We start from the raw sequence: 22,752 nt of genomic DNA on the forward strand, positions 1-22,752 counted from the left end.
CGGGGCGTCGTCCCGGCGGCCGAGTCACTCCGGGTCTTCTCTCACGCTGACTCTCGCGCGCACGCAGCACACGCAGCACATGCACATGCACATGCTCAAGCTCGTGCTCATGGCCATGGCCATGGCCGTGCTCATGCTCACGTTCGGGCGCACAAGGACGCACCTGTTCCAGGCCTCGCGCAGCGAGGCCGTTGTTGGCCGAGCGAAGCAATGGCCCGACCGTTCCCCAATCCCCTCTGCGCGTGCCGAGGAGCGCAGCTTTTCGCGGATCAGGGCCGCGCGTGTTTGAGCGCAGCGAGTTTGCGCGGACCCCGCGAAAAGCGAGCACCGCAGGTTGCCCGTAGCGAAGCGAAGGGTCGCGCGCAGTGGGGTCGCCTTTTCTTTGGTTACTTTCTTTTGGCGAAGCAAAAGAAAGTGACTCGGCCGCCGGGACGACCCCCCGGCTCCTGCCTTTGATAGAGCGCAACGTACGAATCGCAACCCCGGTGCCCTCACCCCAACCCTCCCCCAGAGGAAGAGGGAGCAAGTCCCAGCTCATACCACGCTCCCCAGATAAGCCGCCTGCACCCGCTCATCCGCCCGCACGGCAGACGGCACGCCCTCCACCAGCTTCGATCCGAAGTTCATCACCACCAGCCGATCCACCAGCTTCATGACAAAGTCCATGTCGTGCTCCACGATCAGGATCGTCACGCCCTCCTCGCGAAGCTTGCGCAGCAGGTCGCCCAGCGCCATCTTCTCCTTGCGCCGAAGCCCTGCGGCGGGTTCGTCCAGCACCAGCAGCACCGGGTCGGCCGCCAGCGCACGCGCAATCTCGAGGATGCGCTGCGTCCCCAACGGCAGACTCCCCGCGAGCTCGTGCGCCCGCTCGCCCAGCCCGATGCGATCCAGCTGCCGCTGCGCCTCCTGGAGCACCTGGCGCTCCTCGGCGCGGTCCAGCCGCAGACCTGCCTTGAGCACACCCGCGCCCGTGCGTGCATAGGCACCGAGCGCGACGTTGTCCAGCAGCGTCATGTGCGGCCGCAGCTTGACGTGCTGGAAGGTGCGCGCCAGCCCCAGCCGCGCTACCTTGCGCTGCGGCATGCCGGCGATCTCATGGCCGAGGAAGCGCACCTTCCCGGCCGTCATCGGCAAGGTGCACGTCAGCAGGTTGAACATCGTCGACTTGCCAGCGCCGTTGGGCCCGATCAGGCCCATGATCTCGCCGGCCTTCACCTCGAAGCTCACGTCGTTCACCGCCACCAGTCCGCCAAAGCGCTTGACGGCCCCCGCGACCGAGAGGATGGACGAACCGCGCTCCGGCAGTGTGCGATGCGGCAACGGCTCGACCGCCGCCATGGGTTCCCGTGGCACCTGCGCACGCGCACGCTTGTGGCTCCAGCGCCGCACGAAGCCCATCAGCCCGCCGCGCGCGAAGTGCAGCAGCAGGATGAAGATCGTGGCGAAGGCCACCGCCTCCAGCTGACCGGCACGCTGCGTCAGCAGCGGAAGCACGTCCTGCAGCCCGTTCTTGAGGATCAGCACCAGCGCCGAGCCAACCAGCGCGCCGGCCAGGTGCCCGAGCCCGCCGGCCACGGCCATCAGCAGGTACTCGATGCTGGCGCGCACGTCGAAGGGCGAGGGGCTCACGAAGCGGTTCATGTGCGCGTAGAGCCACCCCGCGAGGCCGGCGAACAGCGCGGCCGTGACGAACAGCGTGAGCCGCACGCGGTACGCATCGGCCCCCACGCTGGCCAGCAAGATGGCGCCGCCGCGCAGGCTTCGGATCGCGCGGCCAGGCCGCGACTGCAGCAGGTTGTGGCTGAACAGCATGGCCAGGCCGACCAGAGCCCAGATGAGGTAGTAGATGGCGCTCGGATCGGCCAGCGACCAACCGCCGATGCTGAGTGCCGGAATATTCGACAAGCCCGTGTGGCGCCCCAATGCATCGACATTGCCGAACAACATCGCGATCGACAGCCCCCACGCGATGGTCGAGAGCGGCAGGAAGTGCCCGCCCAACCGCAGCGTGAGCATGCCGATCGCCAGCGCCGAGAGCCCCGTCAGGCCCAACGCGAACACCAGACCCAGCCAGGGCGACAGCCCCTGCGCGGTGCTGAGCCAGGCCGTTGCATAGGCGGCGATGCCGACGAAGGCCGCCTGCCCGAAGGAGGTCGCCCCACCGATGCCGGTCAGCAGCACGAGGCCCAGCGCCACCAGCGCGCCGATGCCGATATCGTTCAGCAGCGACACCGTGAAGTTGCCCGCCAGCAGCGGCACCAGCGCCAGCACCACGACGACGAGGCCGATCCACAGCAAACGCGTGGGAAGGCGCCTCGTCGATGTGCCTGCGGGCGTGCCGCTCACGGGGACCGCACCTTCGGTCGTTTGTGCCGTGCTCATTGGTCCACCTCCTCTTCTTCCTCTTCCGCATGCACGCTCATGAAGGAGCGCAGCATCAGCACCGGAATCAGCAGGCTGAAGACGATGACGTCCTTCAGCGCGCCGCTCCAGAACGAGGCGAAGCTCTCCACCACGCCCACCGCCAGAGCGCCGATCGCAGTCATCGGGTAGCTCACCAGCCCGCCGATGATGGCCGCCACGAAGGCCTTGAGGCCGATGATGAAGCCCGAGTCGTAATACATGGTGGTGACCGGCGCGATCAGCACGCCGATCAGCCCGGCCAGCAGCGAGGCGCAGCCGTAGGCCAGCAGCGCCGTGCGCGCCGGCCGGATGCCGACCAGCCGCGCGCCCACGCGATTGACCGCGGTGGCGCGCAGCGCCTTGCCGGCGATCGTGCGCTCGAACACCAGGAAGAACAGCCCGCTGAGCACGACCGCTGCGGCCACCATCAGGACCACCTGGCCGCTCACCGTGAAGCCGTCGCCGAGCGTGATCGCGCCGCCCGCCAGCGGCTGCGTGCGCGAGCCCTCGGGGCCGAAGAACAGCAGGCCCAGGCCCGACAGCAGGAAGTGCAGTGCCAGCGAGACGATCAGCAGCACCAGCACCGAGGCATCGGCGATCGGCTGGAACACGACGCGCGACAGGAGCGGCGCGATCGGCACCACCAGCAGCACCGTCGAGATGATGTGCAGCGGCGCCGGCACGCCGGGCCGGCTCGCCAGCCACGCCAGCAGGCAGGGAACGAGCGGCAGCACGCCCCAGCCCAGCAGGGCCTTGGGGATGCGCGCGCTCTCGCCGCGCCGCAGCAGGCTGCCGACCTCGGTCGCCAGCGCGAGCGCGGTCAGCACCAGCACCAGGCCGATGGTGGGCGGCACGCGCCCCGTTTCGAAGGCGGCCAGCGACAGCGCAGCGAAGGCCGCGACATCGCCGAAGGGCACGAAGACCACGCGCGTGACCGAGAAGATCAGCACCAGCCCCAGCCCGGCCAGGAGATAGACGGCGCCGTTCGCCAGGCCGTCGATGCCCAGGATCAGTGCCACATCGGGTGTCATTGAAGAGTCCTCCGCTTCATTCCGCTGCCGCTCGCGGGCTTCAGTTCGCGAGCTTCCACTGGCCGTTGTCGAGCTTCACGATCACGCGTGCGCGCTCGTCCACGCCGTACAGGTCGCCCGGCTTGAAGTTGTAGACGCCGTGCGTGCCCACCACCTCCTTGGTGCTGGCAATGGCGTCGCGCAGCGACTGCCGGAACTCCGGCGTGCCCGGCTCGCCCTTGGCGCGCGCCGCAGCGTTGGTGAACACCAGCCAGCCGTCGAAGGAGTAGGCGGAGAAAGCGTCGCTGGTGGGCGCGTTGTTGACCTTCTGGAAGATGGCGCGGAAATCCAATGCGATCTTCTTGGTCGGGTAGCCGTCCGGCAGTTGCTCCGCGACGATCACCGGGCCGGTGGGCATCAGCGCGCCCTGGCCGGCAGCGCCGACCACGCGCACGAAGTCGGGGTTGATCAAGCCGTGCTGGCCATACATCGGCCCCTTGAAGCCGCGCTCGCTCAGTGCCAGGAAGGGCAGCGCGCCCGGCGTGCCGGCGCCGCCGGTCATCACCGCGTCCGGCTTCATCGCCAGCAGCTTGAGCACCTGGCCGGTGACGGAGGCATCGGCCCGCGCATAGCGTTCGTTGCCCAGCACCTTGATGCCGGCCGCGGGCGCCGACTTCATCAGCGCGTTGTAGACCAGGTCGCCCCAGGCATCGGAGAAGCCGATGTAACCCACGGTCTTGACGCCGTCCCTCTTCATGCGCTGGACCACCGCGTCGATCATCAGCTGCGTGGGCTGCGCGACGGTGAAGACCCATCCGTTCTCCGCGGGGTCGAGCTGGATCGGTGTGAGGCCGATCATCGGCACCTTGGCATCGCGGCCCACTTGCGCCATCGCGATCGCGGCCGGCACGCCGGACGTGCCCATCAGCACATCCACCTTCTCCTCGTCCACCAGCTTGCGCGCGTTGCGCCCGGCGGTGGTCGGGTCGGAGCCGTCGTCGAGCACGATCAGCTGGATCTTGCGGCCGTTGACCTCGCTCTTGTAGGCGAGCGCGGCCTGCATGCCCTTGGCGTAGGGAACGCCCAGCGAGGAGTTCGGCCCGGAGAGCGAGACGCTGAGCCCCACCTTGAGATCGGCCGCGAGCGCGGTGATCGCGAATCCGGCGGCCAGGGCCGTGGCCAGCGCGCTGCGCGCCAGGGTCTTCATCAAGCTCTTCGTCATGTCGGGGCTCCTCGAGGGTGGGTGGAATGGGTCAGATGAACAACTGGATGGCGTGCAGCGCGCGGCCGGCATTGAGCAGGTCGATGCGCTTCTGCCGAATCAGGAAGCCCTCGCCGTGCCGCACCAGCAGGTGGCGGCAGGTGCCGGCAAGCAGCAATTGCTCTTCGCCGCGCGCTTCCACGTAGATGAAGGGCGTGGAGAGCGAGAGGCCGGCCTCGTCGTCCTGCTCGATCACCGAGCGCTGCAGCACGTGCTGGCAATGGCTTCGGGGATGCTGCGAGTGGGCGCGAGGATTCTTCAGGCGCTCGATGCGAAGTTGCAGCAGCAGCCGGTCTTCATACGCGATGGAGTTGTGCGAGAGCGGATCGGCCTGCGCGGCGCCCTGCAACGGCACCCAGTAGTGGCCATCGTCGGCGAAGAGGGCGAGCCACTCGTCGAAGCGGCCGGCATCGAGCAGGGCCGCCTCATGGGCGACGAAGTCCTGCGCCTCTTTCATGCAGAGGGCTCCGTCATGTACCTGGCCCAGGCGCGGAACTGGTTGCGCATCAGCAGCTCGTTGGTGCCGTTGGTGCTGATCGTGTCCTGGGCAAGCTCGGCCGGATCGAAGTTGCGATGCAGGCTGACCCATTCGTTGCCCTCGGCCGCCAGGCCGCGCTGCATGCTCTCGAACAGGTGCACGTCGTCGTGCGCCACGACCGACATGGGGGAGAAGACCAGCCGGTTGTAGGTCATCGCGCGCTCGAAGAGCAGGTCCGGCGCGCCTGCCGCGCGGAAGCTCCAGGCCTCGATCAGCGTGCGGTTTGCGGCCAACGGGCGAATCACCCGGATGGCCTGCGGTGAGCCCTTGACCGAGAGACTGGGGAAGAGCACCGAGTTCTGCGGTGAGCGCTGCAGGATTTCCATCGCCCGCTCCGCGCCGTGTGCCTCGCGCATCGCTGCCTCGTAGTCAGGCATCTGCGCGTAGTTCGAGTGGATGCTGAAGTTGATGCCCAGGACGCTGTGGCCATTGGCGAACACGCGCCCGCCCATCTTGTCGAAGAAGTCGTAGCCCGAGCCGAAGGGCAGGATCTGCTCCATCGCCATCGGCTTGGGCTCGTCCGGCGAGCGCCCCTGCCACAGCGCGTCGGCCGCCTGCGTGGCCGACTCGTGCGTGGACATCGGATGCACCGTGTCGTTGATGTTCTCGAGGTACATCTTCCAGTTGCAATGGATGATGTTGCGCAGCACGCCGCCGCCCACGGTGAGCCGGCCCTCGGGCGAGCGCTCCACCATGTTGTCGATCGCGCCCAGCACCTCGCCGAAATAGTCTTCGAAGCCGGGGCCATGATCGGCCAGACGCACGAACACGAAGTCGCGGTAGACCGCCGTGTTCTTCAGCTCGACGAGGCCACGGCCCGATTCGCATTCCTTCAGCCGCGTGCCTTCGTAGCCGGACTTGAGCGGGATCGCAAGCGGCGCGCCATCGAGCTTGTAGGTCCACGCGTGGTAGGGGCAGCGGAAGAACTTGCCCGCATTGCCGCTCTCGTCCGTGACCAATCGGCTGCCCTTGTGCGCGCAGCGGTTGTAGAACACGCGCACCGCGCCGTCGGCCTGCCGCACCATCATCACGGGCCTGCCGGCGAGCTCCAGCGCCCAGTAGTCGCCGACGTTCGGCACCTGGCTCGCATGGCCCACGTAAAGCCAGGTGTTGGCGAAGAAGCGCTCCTGCTCCAGCGCGAACAATTCCTCGCTCAGGTAGAGATCGCGGTGCACGCGGTCCTCCTGGACCAGCGCGCGGATCGCTTCGGGTGTCATGGCTCAACCGTGAGAAATCATGGCACCAGCTTCCACTGGCCCTTCTCCATGCGCACCACCACCACCGCGCGCTTGTCGGAGCCGTAGCGGTCGTCCGGCTTGAAGTTGTAGACCCCGTGCGTGCCCACCAGCTCCTTGGTGCTCACGATGGCATCGCGCAGCGCCGTTCGGTACTGCGGGGTACCGGGCTCGCCCTTGGTGCGCGATGCGGCATCGGCGAGCAGCAGGTAGGCGTCGTAGGTGTAGGAAGAGAAGGCATCGGTCGGCAGCGCGCCGTGCACCTTCTGGTAGGCGCTGCGGAAGTTCATCGACACCTTCTTGATCGGGTTGTCGGCCGGCAGCTGGTCGGCCACGAGGACCGGGCCGCTGGGCACCTGCAGGCCCTCGATCGAGGCGCCGCCCACGCGCACGAAGTCGGCATTGATCAGCCCGTGCGTGCCGTAGATCCGACCCTTGTAGCCGCGCTCGGCGAGGCTCAGGTAAGGCAGCGCGCCGGGCGTGCCGGAGTTGCCGGCAAAGACCGCGTCGGGCCGGCTGGCCATGATCTTCAGCACCTGCCCCGCGACCGAGGAGTCGGTGCGCGCATAGCGCTCGTTGGCCACCACCTTGATGCCGGCGGGCTCGGCGCTCTTCACCAGCGAGTCGTAGGCCAGGTCGCCCAGGGCATCGGAGAAGCCGATGTAGGCCACCGTCTTGACGCCCGACTGCTTCATCTTCTCGACCACGCCCGCGACCATCAGCGGGAAGGGCTGCGACACCGTCACCGTCCAGGCGCCTTCGGGGCCGGGAATGGTGACCGGCGTGGGCGAGATCAGCGGTGTGTTGAGCTCGCGCGCCACGGCGGCGATGGCCATCGCATTGGGAACGCCCGAGCTGCCGATCAGCACGTCGACCTTGTCCTCGGTCACGAGCTTGCGTGCATTGCGGCCGGCAGTGGTGGGGTCGGAGGCATCGTCCAGCACGATCAGCTCGACCTTGTGGCCTGCCAGCGCCGGATGCTCGGCGATGGCGGCGCGAATGCCCTTCTCATACGGAATGCCCAACGCCGAAACGGGCCCCGACAGCGAGCTGATGAAGCCGATCTTGAGATCGGCGGCCGTGGCCTGCGCGGCGGCCAGGGCAATGGCCGTGAGGCCGACGAGACGTGCGATGTTCTTCATGTTCAGGGGACCAGTTTCCATTGACCTTTTTCAAGCTTGACGACGACGCGCGAACGCTCGTCGGAGCCGTAGCGATCGTTCGGCTTGAAGTTGTAGACGCTGTGCGTGCCCACCAGCTCCTTGGTGCTGACGATGGCATCGCGCAGCGCCACGCGATACGCCGGCGTGCCGGGCTCGCCCTTCGCGCGCTGTGCGGCGTCGAGGAACAGCAGCCATGCGTCGAAGGTGTAGGCGGAGAAGGCATCGGTGGGCGCCGCGCCGTTGGCCTTCTGGTAGGCCGCACGGAAGTCCATCGAGACCTTGCGGATCGGGTTGGAGTCGGGCAGCTGCTCGGCCACGATCACCGGCCCCGTGGGCGCCAGCAGGCCTTCGACCGCATTGCCGCCCACGCGCACGAAGTCGGGGTTGATCAGCGCATGCATGCCGTAGATCTGCCCCTTGTAGCCGCGCTCCGAGAGCGCGAGGTAGGGCAACGCGCCCGGCGTGCCCGAGGTGCCGGTGATCACCGCATCGGGACGCAGCGCGACGATCTTCAGCACCTGGCCGGTGACCGAGGCATCGGCGCGTGCATAGCGCTCGTTGCTCACGACCTTGATGCCGGCCGCCGGCGCGCTTTTGGTGAGCGCGTCGTAGACCAGGTCGCCCCAGGCATCGGAGAAGCCGATGTAGCCAACGGTCTTCACACCGGACTTCTTCATCTGGTCGACCACCGCGTTCAGCATCAGCGGGGCGGGCTGCGGCAGCGTGACCATCCATGCGCCTTCCTCGCCCGGCAGGTTGGCATTGGCGATGGAGATCAGCGGCGTCTTCGTTTCGCGCGCCACGGCGGCGATCGCCAGTGCGCCGGGTGAGCCGGCCGTTCCGATGATGACGTCGACCTTGTCCTCGTCGATCATCTTGCGCGCGTTGCGCGCGGCGGTCGATGGATCGGAGGCATCGTCGAGCTGCACCAACTGGATCTTGCGGCCGTTCAACTCGGACTTGTAGGCCAGCGCGGCCTTCATGCCCTTGTCGTAGGGGATGCCCAGCGAGGACACCGGCCCCGACAAGGACGTTATGAAGCCGACCTTGTAGTCGGCGGCCCAGGCACTGGCCGCGCTCAGTGCGCCGATGCCGAGGACGATGCCTGCCAGGGCGCGAAAGGGACTTGGAACTCTCATGACGATCCTTCGGAAGTTGAAGCGGGCCTGAAGATGATTTGTGAAATGTTTAGACCTAAACAATGCTAGCGAGACCTCGGCTGGATGACAAGCGAGACAACGAGGATTCGGGCAAACGAGGGCGCAACGCACCGCTACAGGGCCAGGCTGCCCACGCTGGTGCCGCCGCACACATAGAGCACCTGGCCGGTCACGAAGCCGTTGGCCGGGTCGGCGAAGAAGCGCACGGCCCGTGCCACGTCGGCGGCCTCGCCCAGGCGCTGCACCGGCACCGAGGCGGCGAGCTGGCGTTCTTTCTCGCTGCCGGCTTCCACCACGTCGTAGAACATGTCGGTGCGTATCGGGCCCGGGGCCACCACGTTCACGGTGATGCCTTCGGCCGCGAGCTCGAGCGCCCAGGTGCGCGCCATGCCCAGCATGCCGGCCTTGGTGGCGGAGTAGCTTGTGCGCGTGGCCAGGCCCACCGCGGCGCGCGAGGACATGAGCACGACGCGGCCGAAGCGCTCGGCGCGCATCGCAGGCAACGCGGCCTGCACGAGCTGGATCGCACAGCCAAGATGCAGCTGGGCGAGCGCGTCGAGATCCTCGAGCTGGACCTCGGGCAACAGCGCCGGCCGGATCACGCCCGCGTTGTGCACCACCGTTCGCACTTCGAAGCGCTGCGCCATCTCCTGCGCGGCCTGCGCGGTGGCGGCGCGGTCCATCAGGTCGACCTCGATGTTGAAGAGCTTGGGATGGTTGATCTCGCATCGACGCCGCGCCAACGACACCACCTCGTAGCCTTGCGCGAGCAGGTCCGCGCAGATCGCCTTGCCGATGCCGGCACTGCCGCCGGTGACGGCGGCAACGGAATGCGTGAGGTTCATCGTGGTCTCCTGTTGCGACTCAAGCAGCGTCACCCACCAGCGCCAGCACGCGCAGCGGACTGCCGCTGCCCTTCTCGATCTTGAGCGGCGGGCAGATCAGCACCGCCCCGGTCGGCGGCAGCAGGTCGAGGTTGCTCAGGCATTGCAGGCCATAGCGGCCCGCCCCGTGCATGAAGTAGTGGCAGGGATAAGGCGGCCGCAGGTGGTAGCCCTGTCCCGCATCGGTGCCGATGGCCTCCGAGCCGAAGCCCAGCACCTCGCGCTGCTCGACCAGGAAGCGCACCGCCTCCGTGCTCGGGCCCGGCGTGTGCTGGCCGGTCTCGTCGAAGTTCTGGTAGGCCTCGGGGTCCTGCCGCTTCGACCAGTCGGTGCGCATCAGCACCCACGCGCCCTTCGGGATGCGGCCGTGCTTCGCCTCGAAGCGCTCGATGTCTTCCACGGTCAGGAGGTAGTCGGGGTCGGCTTTCGCCTGCTCCGAGCAGTCGATCACGCAGGCCGGTGCCACGAAGTGCTTCACGGGGATGGTGTCGACCGAATTGTTCGGCAGGTCGCGGCCCGAGATCCAGTGGATGGGCGCGTCGAAGTGCGTGCCGGTGTGCTCGCCGCACGAGAAGTTGTTCCAGTACCAGCCAGGCCCGCGCTCGTCGTACTTCGAGACCTCCTCGATGCGGAAAGGCCAGCACTGGCCCATCTCGGGCGGCAGCGCGATCTGCGGGAACTCGGGCGTGAGCGTCTGCGTGAGGTCGACCACGCGGATGCGGCCCGTGGCCAGGGCGCCGACCAGGCCGCCGAGGATCTCGGCGGTGGACATCAAATCATCTGTCATCGTCATGTTGTGCTCCGATCTCTTTTCCAAGAACACCGCGGAACCGGCTTTGCCGGGCCGCTGGTGTTGCCCCCGGTAGGGGGTGGGCGGCTACACGAAGTGAGCCAACCTGGGGGCGAGCTTTACTCATCCTCCGGCTGCGAGCTCGCGCTCCAGCACCTTGGGGTTGTCACGCCAGCGCTCCAGCCATTCCTGCGCGACTTCGCCCGGGTACACGTCCTCGATGCCTTCGCGCAGCGCCTTGACGATCGCGTTGGCCAGCGCGCTCGGCGTCACCTTCGGCGGCGGCATGTGCTGGTTCCATTCATCGTCGATCGGCCCCGGGAACACGTTGACCACGCGAATGCCCGCCGGTCGCATTTCGGCACGCAGGCATTGCGCCAGCGAATACGCCGCCGCTTTCGAGGCACTGAAGGTGCCGTGCGGCGGAAAGTTCGCGAGCGCATAGATCGACAGCAGGTTGACCCAGGCCGTGGCGCTGGTCACGCCATCGGCCGACCGGCCCTTGAGCGCCGGCCCGAACTCCTGCGCGAGCCGAAGGAAGCCGAAGTAGTTGATGTCCATCTCGGCCTTGGCGACATCGGTGCCGCGGCGCGCGCCGATGCCGAAGGTGCGGTGCACCTCGGCGTTGTTGATCACGATGTCGACCTTGCCGCCGATCTCGCCGGCCAGCTCGCTGACGGAGCGGCCGTTGGTCAGGTCCAGCGGCACCAGCGTCACCTGCGGCAGGGCCGTGATGTCGTCCATCCCGCCGAGCTTCTTCCAGGGCTCGGCATGGCCGACCCACACGATGTCGGCGCCGGCCTTGACCAAGGCACGCACCAGGGCCTGGCCCACGGGGGTCTTGCCGTCGGTCACCAGGGCCTTGCGGAACTTCGGGTCGCTGGTCATCTCGCGCAGCATCTTGTCGTCGGCCATATGGGCACTCCCTTCGTTCGGAAATCCAATGAGGACGGCCTGTCCCGCGCGGTCGAGGCGCGCGCCCACGCGCACGCGGGCCGGCGCATCGCCGACTTCGCCGTGCAGGTGGACCATCAGCGTCGGGCCGGTGTCGAGGTGCACCAGGCCCAGGCGCCAGGGCAGGCGCTCGCGGAAGAACAGGTCGTTGCTGTGGTGCAGCGTGGTGGTGCTGATGAGCTCGCCCTCGCCGGTCTGCTCGCGCCAATACAGGCGCGGCGAGAGGCACTTGTGGCAGGCCTCGCGCGGCGGGTACTGCACCGTGCCGCAGTCCTTGCAGGTCTGCAGCTCGAAGCGGCCTTCGGCGGCGGCGGCAGTCATGCCCAGCGCAACCCGACCACGGGAGCCGGGCGGCAGGTTCATCTGCCGCGTGCGCAGGATCGGGTTCTTGCGCTTGGGGCGCATCAAAGGCATGGTCATGCCGGTCTCCCCAGAATCACGGCGCCGGTGCAGAGGCAGCGGTCGTAGGTGACCATGCCGAAGCCCGCGACCAGGCCCAGCTTTGCATCGGGCACGGTGCGCGCACCGGCCGCATCGGTGAGTTGGCGGATGGCCTCCACCATGCCGAGGAAGCCGCCCGCCGCCCCGGCCTGGCCGGCCGAAAGCTGGCCGCCACTCGTGTTGTTGGGAAAGCTGCCGTCGAAGGTCATGGTGTTCGCGCGCACGAAGTCCGGGCCCTCGCCCTTCTCGCAGAAACCGAGGTCCTCGAACTGCATCATCACGATCACCGGATAGTCGTCGTAGGTCTGGACGAAGTCCAGGTCGGCGGGCTTGAGGCCGGCCTGCGCGTAGAGGTCGTCGCGGTCCTTGCGCCAGCCGCCCTGCACCATCACCGCGTCTTCGGCATAGGCGTTGTGGCGCTCGATGGCGCCGCGGATCACGGCATGCGGCAGGCCGAGGTCGCGGGCACGCGCCTCGCTCATCACGAGGAAGGCATCGGCACCGGCGCAAGGCATGACGCAGTCGAACAGGTGGATCGGGTCGGAGATGGGCCGCGCGTCCATGTATTCGTCCAGCGTGAGGGGCTTCTTGAACACCGCGTTCGCGTTGCGCAGCGCATTGGTGCGCTGGTCCACCGCGATGCGGCCGAAGTCCTCGCGCTTCGCGCCATAGGTGCGCATGTAGTTGGCGGTGATCATCGCGAAGATGGAGTTCGGCCCGCCCGAGCCGTAGGGGTAGCTCGCATCGCGCGCGAAGTTGCTGAAGCTGCCCAGGGTCTGGCGGAAGGAGTCGACGTGGTTGGTGTCGGCACCCACGCAGGCAACGATGTCGGCATCGCCCGCCTGCACCGCACGCGCGGCGCGGCGCAGGCACATCACGCCCGACGCGCCGCCGGTGGGCATGTGGTCCAGCCAGCGCGGCGACAAGCCCAGGTGCTGCGTCACGCCGACCGCCGTGTCGGGCGCGAGCGAAAAGCTGCTGAGGCTCAGTCCGTCGATGTCTTCCTTGGCCACGCCGCTCGCCTTGACCAGCGCTTCGAGCGCCTGGCCGATGAACCAGTGGGCGCTGCGGGTGGAATAGCGCACATAGGGCACGGTGACGGGGACCGCCACCGCGACGCCTTCGTAGGACAGGCGCTTGCTCGTGCGGCTCATGCCTGCCTCTTCTTCATCGCGCGCGTGTCGATGCAATGCGGCTGCCCCGGCAATGCCTGGGCCAGTTCGCGCAGCTGGCCGCGCTGGATCTTCTGCGAGGCGGTGAGCGGCAATGCATCGACGAAGGCGACATAGCCCGGCGCTTTGTAGTAGGCGAGCTGCGCGAGCGCGTGCTCGACGATGCTGCTCGCGATGTGGTCGCGCTCCGAAGCGTCCAGGCCATCTCGCAGCACGATGCAGGCCAGCACCTCGTCGCCGCGCACAGAGTCCGGCGTGGCGGCCACCGCGGAGGTCTTCACCGCCGGGTGCTGGTTCAACACGCTCTCGACCTCCACTGCCGAGATGTTCTCGCCGCTGCGCCGGATCACGTTCTTCTTGCGATCGACGAAGAAGAAGTTGCCTTCGGCGTCGCGCCGCACCAGGTCGCCGGTATGAAACCAGCCACCGGTCCAGGCCTCGCGCGTGGCCTCCTCGTCCTTCAGATAGCCGGAGAAGAAATAGCGCCGCGGGTCGGTGCCAGCGGAGCGCACCAGCAGCTCGCCAGGCATGCCGGCGGGTACGTCGCGGCCTTCGTCGTCCACCAGCCGGATCTCGACGTAGTCCTCCTGGCGGCCGAAGCAGCTGGTGCCCACCTCGCGCGGCTCGCGATGGGCCATGATGCAGGCGCCGGCACCGGTCTCGGTCATGGCCCAGGCCTCGACCAGCGGGAAGCCGAAGCGGGCCTCGAAGGGCGCGTGGTTCTTGCGGTCGACCCCGGCGCCGAAGCCCCAGCGGATCGCATGGTCCTTGTCGGCCGCCGAGTCAGGCGCGGCCAGCAGCATCGCCGGCATCACGCCCAGGTAGTGGACGATGGTGGCGCGGCTCTCGCGCGCGCTCGCGAGCCAGCTCTTCGGATGAAAGCGGTCCAGTTGAACCAGGCAGCCGCCCGCCACGAGCACCACCATGGTCGAGAAGGCCATCGCGTTCATGTGGTTGAGCGGCAGCGGTGTGATCACGCGTTCGGCATCCGGGCGGATGGCGCACACGCCGTCGAGTGCCGCGTACCACTCGCCCGCGCGCAGGAAGTAGGCGTTGCTCAGGATGCAGCCCTTGGGTCGGCCCGTGGTGCCGGAGGTGTAGAGCAGCGCGCACTCGGTGTCGGCGCCGATCGCTTCGTGGGGGCGCGGCGGCGCCTTGCCTGCTGGCGGGACCACGTCCTCCGGCCCCATGGTGTCGAAGGCGACGCCGGCCTGTGCCGCCGCGGCGCGCAGGTCGGCTGCGCGCTCGGGCAAGGTCACCGCCAGGCCGATTTCGCTGTGACCGATCAGGTAGACGAGCTCGGCCGAACGCATCTCGGCATTGATGGGCACCACGCTCGCACCCAGTGCGTTGAGCGCGAACCAGTGCAGCAGGAATGCCGGCCGGTTCTCGAGCAGCAGTCCGACGCGATGGCCGTGGCCCCAGCCTGCGGCCGAGTAGGCGCGGCGAAGGCGCTCGACCTGGGCTGCGGCCTCGCCCCAGCGGAGGGCGCCGGGTGCAATGCCGTAGGCATCGGCGGTCACCGACTCGGTGAACAGGAATTCCGCATCCGGCGTGCGCGCGGCAGTGGCTGCGAAGCATTGGTGGACGGTCGTGTGCATCGCGTCCCTAGATGAAAAGCTGCACGGCTGGCAGCGCCGCGTCGCAGTTGAGCAGGTTCACGCGCTTGAGCGTCATGCGCAGTTGGCCGTCCACTTGCTTGAGATGATGGAAGAAGGTGCCTACGTAGAACTGCAGCTCGTCGGCCTGCGATTCGGTGTAGTGGAACTCCGTGCGCACCACGAAGGTGTTGCCCGCCTCGTCGAACACGTCGACCGTGGGCGTCTGCAGCAGGTGATGGCAGCGGCTCGGCGGCTGCTGCGAGAAGGCACGCGGGCTCTTCAGGCGCTCGATGCGCAGGTCGCGCAGGAGCTTGTCCTCGTACAGGTGCGAGCAATGGTTGAGGCCGTCCTCCTGGTCCGGTGTGGCCGGCACCCAGTAGTAGGCATCGTCCGAGAAAAGCGCGTTCCATTCCTCGAAGCGCCTGGCATCGAGCAGGCGACACTCGTGCACGACGAAGTCGATCAGGTCCTGGCGTGCGATGCTGCTCATCGCATGGTCTCCGTCATGTAGCGGGCCCAGCTGCGGTATTGATTGCGCATCGGCAGCTCGTTGGTGCCGCCGGTGGTGATCTCGCCGCCCTTGAGCTCCTCGGGGTCGTAGTTGCGGTGCAGGCTGACCCACTCGTTGCCGCTCGCATGCAGTCCGGCCTGCATGCCCCGGTAGGCCTGCAGGTCGTCGTGGCCGACCACCGAGAAGGGCGAGTTGATCAGGCGGTTGTACATGGTGGTGCGCTGCAGCAGCTCGGGCGGCGCGCCCTTCAGGCGGAAGGTCCAGCTCTCGACCAGCGTCTTGTCGGCTGCAATCGGCTTGACCACGCGGATCGCCTGGATCGCGCCCTTGATCGTGAGATTGGGGTAGTACACCGTGTTGTGGCGCGCCATGCCCAGGATCTGCGCAGTGCGCTCCTCGCCGTACTTCGCCTTCATCGCATCGTCGTATTCGGGGATTGCCTTGTACTTGCTGTGGATGCTGAAGTGCACGCCGGTAAAGCTGTGGCCGTTGTCGTAGGTACGGATGCCCATGTCCTCGAAGAACTTGTAGTCCGACATGAAGGGCGCGAACTGCTCGATGGCCATGGGCTTGGGCTCGTCGGCCGGCTTGTCGGACCACATGCGCTTGGCGGTACCGGCCGACGACTCGTGCGCCACCATCGGATGCATGGTGTCGTTGAGGTTCTCGACGAACATCTTCCAGTTGCACTGGTGCATGAAGCGCAGGCAGCCACCGGCGATCTCCAGCTCGCCTTCGGGCGACCGGTCGGCCATGTTGTCGATGGAGCTCAGCGAATCGCCGAAATACGCCTCGAAGTCGGGGCCGGCGTCGTTGATCTTCACGAAGATGAAGCCTCGATGGCTGCGCACGTTGCGGAGGGTGGTGAGTCCCTTGGCTGACTCGCATTCGTGCAATTGCGTGCCTTCGTAGCCGTTCTTCAGCGGAATGGCGAGCAGCGATCCGTCGGTCTTGAAGGTCCAGGCGTGATAGGGGCAGCGGAAGAACTTGCCGGTGCTGCCGCAGGGCGCACTCACCAGGCGCGAGCCCTTGTGGGCGCAGCGGTTCATCATCGCGCGGACCGTGCCGTCGGTGTGCCGCACCACGATGATCGGCCGACCGCCGATCTCGTTGCTGATGTAGTCGCCGGGCCTGGGGAGCTGGCTTTCGTGCCCGACATAGTTCCAGGTGTTGGCGAAGAAGTGCTCCTGCTCCAGTTCGAACAGCTCCTGGCTGATGTAGAGGTCGCGGTGCACCCGGTCGTTCTCGACCAGGGCGCGCACCGCCTCCGGTTTGCCTCGATAGCTCATCGTTGTGCTCTCCTTCAGATGTCCAGCACCAGCCGCGGCCCCTTGGCGCGCGAAATGCAGATCTGCATGACGTTGCCGTCGGCCTTCTCGCGCGCGCTCAGCACATAGTCTCGATGGTCGATCTCGCCTTCCAGCACCGGCGTCGCGCACACGCCGCATTCGCCACGCTTGCAGTCGTAGAGCGGGTCGCAGCCATGCTCGATCAGGCAGTCGAGGATGCTCTGATCCGCGGGCACCGTAAAGCGCTGGCCCGATTGGGCGAGCTCCACCTCGATGGGCTGGTCGCCTGCCTCGGCGACCTGCGTGGTGAAGAGCTCGAAGTGCACGCGGTCGTGTTCCCAGCCGCGCGCCTGGGTGCGGGCCAGCACGGCGTCGAGCATGACCTTGGGGCCGCAGACGTAGAGCCGGTCCCCGGCCGGCACGTCGTCGAGCACCGCATCGATGTTCAGCGGCGTTCCGGCGTCGGCATCGGCATGCACGCGCAGGTCGTCGCCCAGCAGCGACTGCAGCTCGGGGAGGAAGGCCATCAGCTCGCGGCTGCGGCCCGCATAGTGCAGGCGGACGGGCGCACCTTCGGCGCGGCGGCGCGCAGCCATGCTGGCCAGCGGGGTGATGCCGATGCCGCCTGCAACCAGCACCGTGCCGCCGGGGCCGGTGTGCAGCGGAAAGTCGTTCTTGGGCGGTTCGAGGGTGAGCAGGTCTCCCTGCTTCAGGTGCTCGTGCATGAAGCGCGAGCCGCCCCGGCCTTCGTCTTCCTTGCGCACGGCAATCACGTAGCGGGTGGGCGCGTTCGTCGCATTTCGCTCGGTCGCGAAGTTGATCAGCGAGTAGTGGCGCCAGTCCTTCGCGCCATCGGGCAGCTCGACCTGCACGCGGACATGGGCACCGGCGCTGTAGCCCGGCAGCGCGCGGTTGTCGTCGGCGCGCAGCACGAACATGCGAATCAGCGAATTCAGTTCGCAGGCTTCGGCGACGCGCAGTTGAAGGGTTGAGGTCATGCGTGTCTCTCTTGTCTGTTCACAGCAATTCAAGCCAGCGCATGCCGCACCAGCATGGCGCGCAGCTGGTGGCCCTGTTCGTCGGCCAGCGCGGCGTCGCGCAGCTCGCGCAGGGTCGCGGGCGCCATGCGGCTGCCTGCGCGCTGGAAGGCGGCCATCAGCGTGTCGTAGTTGCGCAGGCCGCGCTCGTGCGTGTCGCTGTAGCCCTTGACGAGGCGCTGGCACTGCGCGAGCTCAATCGCCAGCTCGGGATGCTGCGCGGCCATGCCGGCGACGCGCTGCAGCCATTCCTCGATGCGGCGGTTCTCCTCGGCGTAGCGGGTGGTGCTGCGGCGCCAGCGTTTCGTTGCGGCGACGGCGGAGAGCATCAGGTAGCCGCTCAGCGAGCTGGTGCGGATCACGCGGCCCTTGCGGGTCATGCGCTCGACGAGGCGGCGTGGCCAGCCCGAGCCCATCAGCCAGCGACCAAGGCCGCCGGGCAGGGTCTCGCAGATCTCCTGGAGGCGCGGATGCATGTATTCGTTGATCGCGAGCAGCTGCCCTTGCTGCACGCCAGCCTCGCCGCGCACGCGGTCGAAGCGCGACGCGCGGGTCTTGAGCGCGGCGACGCGGGCCGTGTCCTCGTAGGACATCCAGAGCGCCAGGTGGCGCGCGGTCTCGCGCTGCAGGCGATGGTCATCGCCCGCGGGCAGTGCGGCGATCGCGGCCAGCCGGTCGAGGTAGAGGCCGGCGTAGTCGGGGTCCTGGTAGTCGATCAGGCGCCGCACGCTCTCGAACAGCACGGGGTGCAGCGCCGGCGCGAAGTCGCGCTGAACGCGTTCGACCAGCGCGCGCACTGCGGGATGGCGAGGCTGCGGCGCGGCTGCGGAGGCCTGCACGGGCTTCTCGTCGTCGCGCGTGCCTTGGGCTCGTGCGAAACCAACGTCGAAGGCCTTCAGGCTGGGCTTCACGCCCACGCCACCGCGTTCGATGGTGGCCTCGAACTGGGCGCGGCTGAAAGGCAGCACGCCGGCGCCGGCCAGCGCGCCGAAGAGCACGGCGCTGATGACGCTGCCCGCAGCCTCGGCAGTCTGCGCCATGTCGAAGCGGATGAAGCGCTTGGCGGCCCTGTCCGCGTGCGCCAGCAATTCGGCGCTGTCGACCCGGCCATCGCCCATCGCACTCTTCTCGGCGATGGAGTAGACGCGATGGGTCGACGCGATCAGCGTACTGCGGTCCTTCGTGACCAGGCCGCGCTGCACGGCGCGGCCGGCTTCCATCAGCTCCGAGGCCAGCACCACGTCCACATCGCCCGGGAGTGGCATCAGCGCCAGCACCGGCCGGCCGCCATCGGCTTCGGCCTGCGCCTCGGGATAGAGCTCGACGTAGTAGATGGTCGCGCCGGTGCGCTGGGCCACGCCGGGCACCGAGGTGGTCTGCGCCACATAGCCGTTGGCCTCGCCCATGTCGACAATCCAGTCGGCCAGCACGCCACCGCCCTCGCCGCCCATCGCGAGGATCGCGATCTTGATCGGTTGTGTCATGGCTCGCCCCCAGGTTGGCTCACTTCAGAACGCATAGGCTGCGCGGCGCCTCGCCTCGCCTCGCTGCAACCATCCGATCACGCCCGCGCGCACGCGCTCGCGGAAGCGGTCCCAGCCGTTCGGGTTGCTGACGATCTGCGCCTTGTAGAAGGAAGGGCAGAGCACCGCCGCATGCGAGACATCGCCGCAGTTGCCGCAGCCGACGCAGCTGTCGAGCACGGTGGCGATCGGATCGGTACGCAGCGGATCGGGATTGGCCTTGATCGAGAGCGAGGGGCAGCCCGAGAGCCGGATGCAGGAATGGTCACCGGTGCAGGTGTCTTCATCGATGCCGAACTTGTCGCGCACCATTCGCTTGCCTTCGGCAATGGCCTTGCGCACCAGCGGCTTCTCGCGACGCTGCTTGTTGAGCATGCACTCGGACTGCGCGATCAGGACCTTGGGGCCCTTCTGCTTTGTCGTGAGCGCCTCCTTGATCACGTCGCGCATGCCGGCGACGTCGTAGGTGCGGCGCATCGTGCGCACCCATTGCACGCCGACGCCGCGCACCGCGCGCTCGATCGCGTGGCCGGTGCTGCGCGTCGCGTTCTGCGCCTTCGACGAGAGGATGTCCTGCCCGCCGGTGGCCGAGGTGTAGTTGTTGTCGACCACGATGGTCAGGTTGTCGCTCTGGTTGAAGACCGCGTTGGCCACGCCGCTGGTCAGCCCGTTGTGCCAGAAGCCGCCGTCGCCCATCATCGAGATCGCGCGCTTGCCCGCCGGCGCGTTGAGCGCCGAAGCGCCGGCGCCGCCCAGGCCGTAGCCCATGGTGGTATTGCCGATGTTGAAGGGCGGCAGGATGGAGAACAGGTGGCAGCCGATGTCGGCGCTCACGTGGTGTGGTCCGAGTTCGCGCTCCACCAGCTTCATCGCGCTGAAGATCGGGCGCTCGGGGCAGCCGGTGCAGAAGCCCGGCGGGCGGGCGTGCACGCTGTCGCCCAGCGGCAGGGCCGGCTCGGGCGCGTTATCGACGCCGATCTCGGCCACTTCCTTGAGCGGGATCACCTTGCGGACCGGCGCCGGGACCGGCAAGGGCTGCAGCCGACCGTAGCGCTCGCCGAACGCGCGTGCGCCCTTGAGCAGCTCGGCCGCCGTGTATTCGCCGGCCACCGGCAGCATGTCCTTGCCGTGCAGCGCGGTGGCCGAGCCGGCCTGGCGCAGGATGGTGGCGAGGTTCTGTTCGACGAAGTTGGGCTGGCCCTCTTCCACCACCAGCACGGCGCGCTTGCCTTCGCAGAAGCGCAGCACCTCGTTGTCGACCAGCGGGTAGGCCACGTTCATCACATAGAGCGGCACTTGCGTGTTGCCATACACATCGGCCAGGCCCAGCCGTTCGAGCGCACGCAGCAAGGTGTTGTAGCTGCCGCCCTGGACGATGATGCCGATGTCGTCGGCGTCTTCCGAGAAGAACTCGTTGAGCTTGTGCTCCTCGATGAAGCGCACCGCCGCAGGCCAGCGCTCCTTCACCTTTTCCTGCTCGTGCACGAAGCTGGCCGGCGGCAGCACGATGCGGCTGACATCGCGCTGCGGGTTCTCCAGCGCGTCCTTCAACGTGAACGTGGGTCGACGATTGGCGCCGGCCACGAACTGCCCATGCACGTGGCAGGCCCGGATGCGCAGCTGCAGCATGACCGGCGTGTGGCTGGCTTCGGACAGCTCGAAGCCCTTCTTCACCGCCTCGACGATGGAGGGCAGGTTGGGGCGCGGATCGAGCAGCCAGATCTGCGACTTCATCGCAAAGGCGTGGCTGCGCTCCTGCATGATCGAGGAGCCTTCGCCGTAGTCCTCGCCCACGATGATCAGCGCGCCGCCGGTCACGCCACCCGAAGCCAGGTTGGCCAGCGCGTCCGAGGCCACGTTCGTGCCCACTGTCGCCTTGAAGGTGACGGCGCCGCGCAGCGGATAGTTGACCGAGGCGGCCAGCGTGGCCGCGGCGGTGGCCTCGCTCGCGCTGTTCTCGAAGCGGATGCCCTGCTCCGCCAGGATGTCCTGCGCGTCGGCCAGCACGTCCATCAGGTGCGAGATCGGCGCGCCCTGGTAGCCGGCCACATAGGAAACACCCGATTCGAGCAGCGCCTTCGTGACTGCCAGAATGCCTTCACCCCGGAACACTTCGCCCTCGGCAAGCCGGAGCTTCTTCACTTCCTCGACGAACGATCGTTCAGCCATGGTTTGTATCTTTCCCGTATCGGCGTGGGAGCCGCTTTATCGCACGGTCTCTATAATGTTGACAAGTGAATGTATCCACAATCATGAATAACCCTAGACACGCAAGCTGCGTGCCCGCTTTTGCAGAGGGGATGCTTCATGGCCACTGCCGCTTCTAGGAAGAAGGCCTTGCGCTTCGTCGACGACTACCTGCCGGCGCTGCTGGCGCAGGCCAGCCAGCTCATCTCTTCGGAGTTCCACGTAGTGGCGCGGCAGCAGGGCTTCTCGGTGTCGGAGTGGCGGGTGATGGCGTCGCTGGCAGGCGGCGAGCCCATCAGCATCGGCCAGCTGGCGCAGGTCACGGTGACCAAGCAGCCGACGGTCACCCGCCTGCTGGATCGCATGGAGTCCAAGGGCCAGGTCGAGCGGCTGCCCCACGACAGTGACCGGCGCGTCACGCTGGTGCGCATCACCCGCAAGGGCGCCAAGACGGTGGAGCGGCTGATGGAACTGGCGCTGGAGCACGAGCGGCGGGTGCTGGAGCCTTTCGGCTTGCTGCGGGCGGAGGAGTTGAAGACGACGCTGCGGCAGATGATCGAGCTGCACGCCAGCGCGCCGAGGGAAGCGGACGAGGCGGAGGAGGCGTAGCCGCCTACGTGCGCGCCAACGCCAGCGCGAGCCGGGCACCCACTTCGGCGTTGTGCTTCACGAGCGCCATGTTGGTCGCCAGGCTGCGCCCGCCGGTCAGCGCCTTGATGCGGGCCAGCAGGAACGGCGTGACTGCCTTGCCGGCGATGTCCTGCGCCGCCGCCTCGGCCAGCGCTTGTTCTGTGATCGCGTCGATCTCTTTGCGCGGCAGTGCCGCGGCTTGCGGCACGGGTGTGCTCAGCACCACGCCGCCCGCAAGGCCCAGGGCCCACTTGGTGCGGATGAAGCGCGCCTGCGCCTGCGCATCGTCCAGCCGATAGTCCGCGCGAAAGCCGCTGTCGCGCGTGTAGAAGGCCGCGAAGTTGTCCTGGCCGCAGCTGAGCACCGGCACCCCGTGCGTCTCCAGGTATTCCAGCGTGAGTCCGATGTCCAGGATCGACTTGGCGCCGGCACACACCACAGCCACCGAAGTCCTCGCCAGCTCCTGCAGGTCGGCCGAGATGTCGAAGCTCTGCGATGCTCCGCGATGCACGCCTCCGATACCGCCGGTGACGAAGACCTCGATGCCCGCCAGCGCCGCGCAGATCATGGTGCCCGCCACGGTCGTGGCGCCGAGCTCGCCGCTGGCGAGCACGGCCGGCAGGTCGCGCCGGCTGACCTTGTGCGCCTGGCCGGAGCGGCCGAGCAATTCCAGTTCCTCATCCGACAGCCCGACGCGGATGCGTCCGCCCATCAGTGCAATGGTGGCGGGCTCGGCGCCGAGCCCGCGGATCACGGCCTCCACCTCGCGCGCGGTGCGCACGTTCTCCGGATAGGGCATGCCGTGCGCGATGATGGTCGACTCCAGCGCCACCAGCGGCCGGCCTGCGGCGCGGGCAGCGGCTACGGCCGGGCTCAGGGCGAGCCATGAATGGGCAAGCTGGGCGTCCATGTCGAGACTTTCTGGAGGCGGGTTGCTGCAGTGGGAAGGATCTCAGATCGCGC

The 22,752-nt window shown here is 67.8% G+C and carries 20 protein-coding genes; 2 read left to right on the forward strand and 18 right to left on the reverse strand.

Annotated elements, in window-relative coordinates; genetic code table 11:
- Positions 1–85: 85 nt before the first annotated feature.
- Positions 86–289, forward strand: a complete 204-nt coding sequence (locus G3W89_RS25330; RefSeq protein WP_162576730.1) for a hypothetical protein — start codon at positions 86–88, stop codon at positions 287–289.
- A gap of 245 nt (positions 290–534) precedes the next feature.
- Here G3W89_RS25330 and G3W89_RS25335 read toward each other — a convergent pair whose 3' ends face one another.
- The 17 genes from G3W89_RS25335 to G3W89_RS25415 all read right to left on the reverse strand — a co-directional run bounded on the left by G3W89_RS25335 (position 535) and on the right by G3W89_RS25415 (position 21,141).
- A complete protein-coding gene (locus G3W89_RS25335) occupies positions 535–2,382 on the reverse strand; it encodes a branched-chain amino acid ABC transporter ATP-binding protein/permease (protein ID WP_162576731.1) in 1,848 nt (615 codons plus the stop codon).
- The gene (locus tag G3W89_RS25340; RefSeq protein ID WP_162576732.1) at positions 2,379–3,434 is read right to left on the reverse strand and encodes a branched-chain amino acid ABC transporter permease; all 1,056 of its coding nucleotides are present in this window, start codon (positions 3,432–3,434) and stop codon (positions 2,379–2,381) included. The genes G3W89_RS25335 and G3W89_RS25340 overlap by 4 nt, the downstream gene beginning before the upstream one ends.
- A 40-nt stretch (positions 3,435–3,474) precedes the next feature.
- On the reverse strand, positions 3,475–4,620 hold the full coding sequence (locus G3W89_RS25345) for an ABC transporter substrate-binding protein (RefSeq protein ID WP_443083216.1): 1,146 nt from the start codon (positions 4,618–4,620) through the stop codon (positions 3,475–3,477).
- 46 nt (positions 4,621–4,666) lie between these two features.
- Positions 4,667–5,131, reverse strand: coding sequence for an aromatic-ring-hydroxylating dioxygenase subunit beta (locus G3W89_RS25350; protein ID WP_162576734.1), 465 nt, complete (start codon positions 5,129–5,131; stop codon positions 4,667–4,669).
- A complete protein-coding gene (locus G3W89_RS25355; RefSeq protein ID WP_162576735.1) occupies positions 5,128–6,429 on the reverse strand; it encodes an aromatic ring-hydroxylating dioxygenase subunit alpha in 1,302 nt (433 codons plus the stop codon). The genes G3W89_RS25350 and G3W89_RS25355 overlap by 4 nt, the downstream gene beginning before the upstream one ends.
- A 17-nt stretch (positions 6,430–6,446) precedes the next feature.
- Positions 6,447–7,610 carry an ABC transporter substrate-binding protein gene (locus tag G3W89_RS25360; RefSeq protein WP_443083185.1) on the reverse strand — a complete coding sequence of 388 codons (1,164 nt, stop codon included), beginning with the start codon at positions 7,608–7,610 and terminating at the stop codon, positions 6,447–6,449.
- Entirely contained in the window at positions 7,592–8,749 is a 1,158-nt protein-coding gene (locus G3W89_RS25365; RefSeq protein WP_162576736.1) for an ABC transporter substrate-binding protein, read from the reverse strand. Before G3W89_RS25365 ends, G3W89_RS25360 begins: the two co-directional genes overlap by 19 nt.
- A 134-nt stretch (positions 8,750–8,883) precedes the next feature.
- Positions 8,884–9,615, reverse strand: coding sequence for an SDR family oxidoreductase (locus G3W89_RS25370; RefSeq protein WP_162576737.1), 732 nt, complete (start codon positions 9,613–9,615; stop codon positions 8,884–8,886).
- Between the two features lie 19 nt (positions 9,616–9,634).
- Entirely contained in the window at positions 9,635–10,447 is an 813-nt protein-coding gene (locus G3W89_RS25375; RefSeq protein ID WP_162576738.1) for a cyclase family protein, read from the reverse strand.
- A 120-nt stretch (positions 10,448–10,567) separates the two neighbouring features.
- Positions 10,568–11,818 (reverse strand): SDR family NAD(P)-dependent oxidoreductase, encoded by a 1,251-nt coding sequence (locus G3W89_RS25380; RefSeq protein ID WP_162576739.1) that lies wholly within the window; start codon positions 11,816–11,818, stop codon positions 10,568–10,570.
- Positions 11,815–12,993, reverse strand: coding sequence for a thiolase family protein (locus G3W89_RS25385; RefSeq protein ID WP_162576740.1), 1,179 nt, complete (start codon positions 12,991–12,993; stop codon positions 11,815–11,817). Before G3W89_RS25385 ends, G3W89_RS25380 begins: the two co-directional genes overlap by 4 nt.
- Positions 12,990–14,612 (reverse strand): AMP-binding protein, encoded by a 1,623-nt coding sequence (locus G3W89_RS25390; RefSeq protein ID WP_162576741.1) that lies wholly within the window; start codon positions 14,610–14,612, stop codon positions 12,990–12,992. Before G3W89_RS25390 ends, G3W89_RS25385 begins: the two co-directional genes overlap by 4 nt.
- A 7-nt stretch (positions 14,613–14,619) precedes the next feature.
- Positions 14,620–15,102 carry an aromatic-ring-hydroxylating dioxygenase subunit beta gene (locus tag G3W89_RS25395; RefSeq protein WP_162576742.1) on the reverse strand — a complete coding sequence of 161 codons (483 nt, stop codon included), beginning with the start codon at positions 15,100–15,102 and terminating at the stop codon, positions 14,620–14,622.
- On the reverse strand, positions 15,099–16,412 hold the full coding sequence (locus tag G3W89_RS25400) for an aromatic ring-hydroxylating dioxygenase subunit alpha (RefSeq protein ID WP_162576743.1): 1,314 nt from the start codon (positions 16,410–16,412) through the stop codon (positions 15,099–15,101). The genes G3W89_RS25395 and G3W89_RS25400 overlap by 4 nt, the downstream gene beginning before the upstream one ends.
- 14 nt (positions 16,413–16,426) lie before the next feature.
- Complete coding sequence (locus G3W89_RS25405; protein ID WP_162576744.1) at positions 16,427–17,410, reverse strand: PDR/VanB family oxidoreductase; 984 nt, start codon at positions 17,408–17,410, stop codon at positions 16,427–16,429.
- A gap of 29 nt (positions 17,411–17,439) precedes the next feature.
- Positions 17,440–18,933, reverse strand: a complete 1,494-nt coding sequence (locus G3W89_RS25410) for an indolepyruvate oxidoreductase subunit beta family protein (protein ID WP_162576745.1) — start codon at positions 18,931–18,933, stop codon at positions 17,440–17,442.
- A 24-nt stretch (positions 18,934–18,957) separates the two neighbouring features.
- The gene (locus G3W89_RS25415; protein ID WP_162576746.1) at positions 18,958–21,141 is read right to left on the reverse strand and encodes a thiamine pyrophosphate-dependent enzyme; all 2,184 of its coding nucleotides are present in this window, start codon (positions 21,139–21,141) and stop codon (positions 18,958–18,960) included.
- Between the two features lie 138 nt (positions 21,142–21,279).
- Here G3W89_RS25415 and G3W89_RS25420 point away from each other — a divergent pair, with 138 nt between their 5' ends.
- Positions 21,280–21,768, forward strand: coding sequence for a MarR family winged helix-turn-helix transcriptional regulator (locus G3W89_RS25420; RefSeq protein ID WP_162576747.1), 489 nt, complete (start codon positions 21,280–21,282; stop codon positions 21,766–21,768).
- Positions 21,769–21,772: 4 nt separating this feature from the next.
- On the opposite strand, the gene G3W89_RS25425 is transcribed toward G3W89_RS25420, so the two are convergent.
- Entirely contained in the window at positions 21,773–22,699 is a 927-nt protein-coding gene (locus G3W89_RS25425; protein ID WP_162576748.1) for a pseudouridine-5'-phosphate glycosidase, read from the reverse strand.
- Positions 22,700–22,752 lie beyond the last annotated feature (53 nt).

Source organism: Variovorax sp. PBL-H6, assembly GCF_901827155.1.
GTDB lineage: Bacteria > Pseudomonadota > Gammaproteobacteria > Burkholderiales > Burkholderiaceae_C > Variovorax.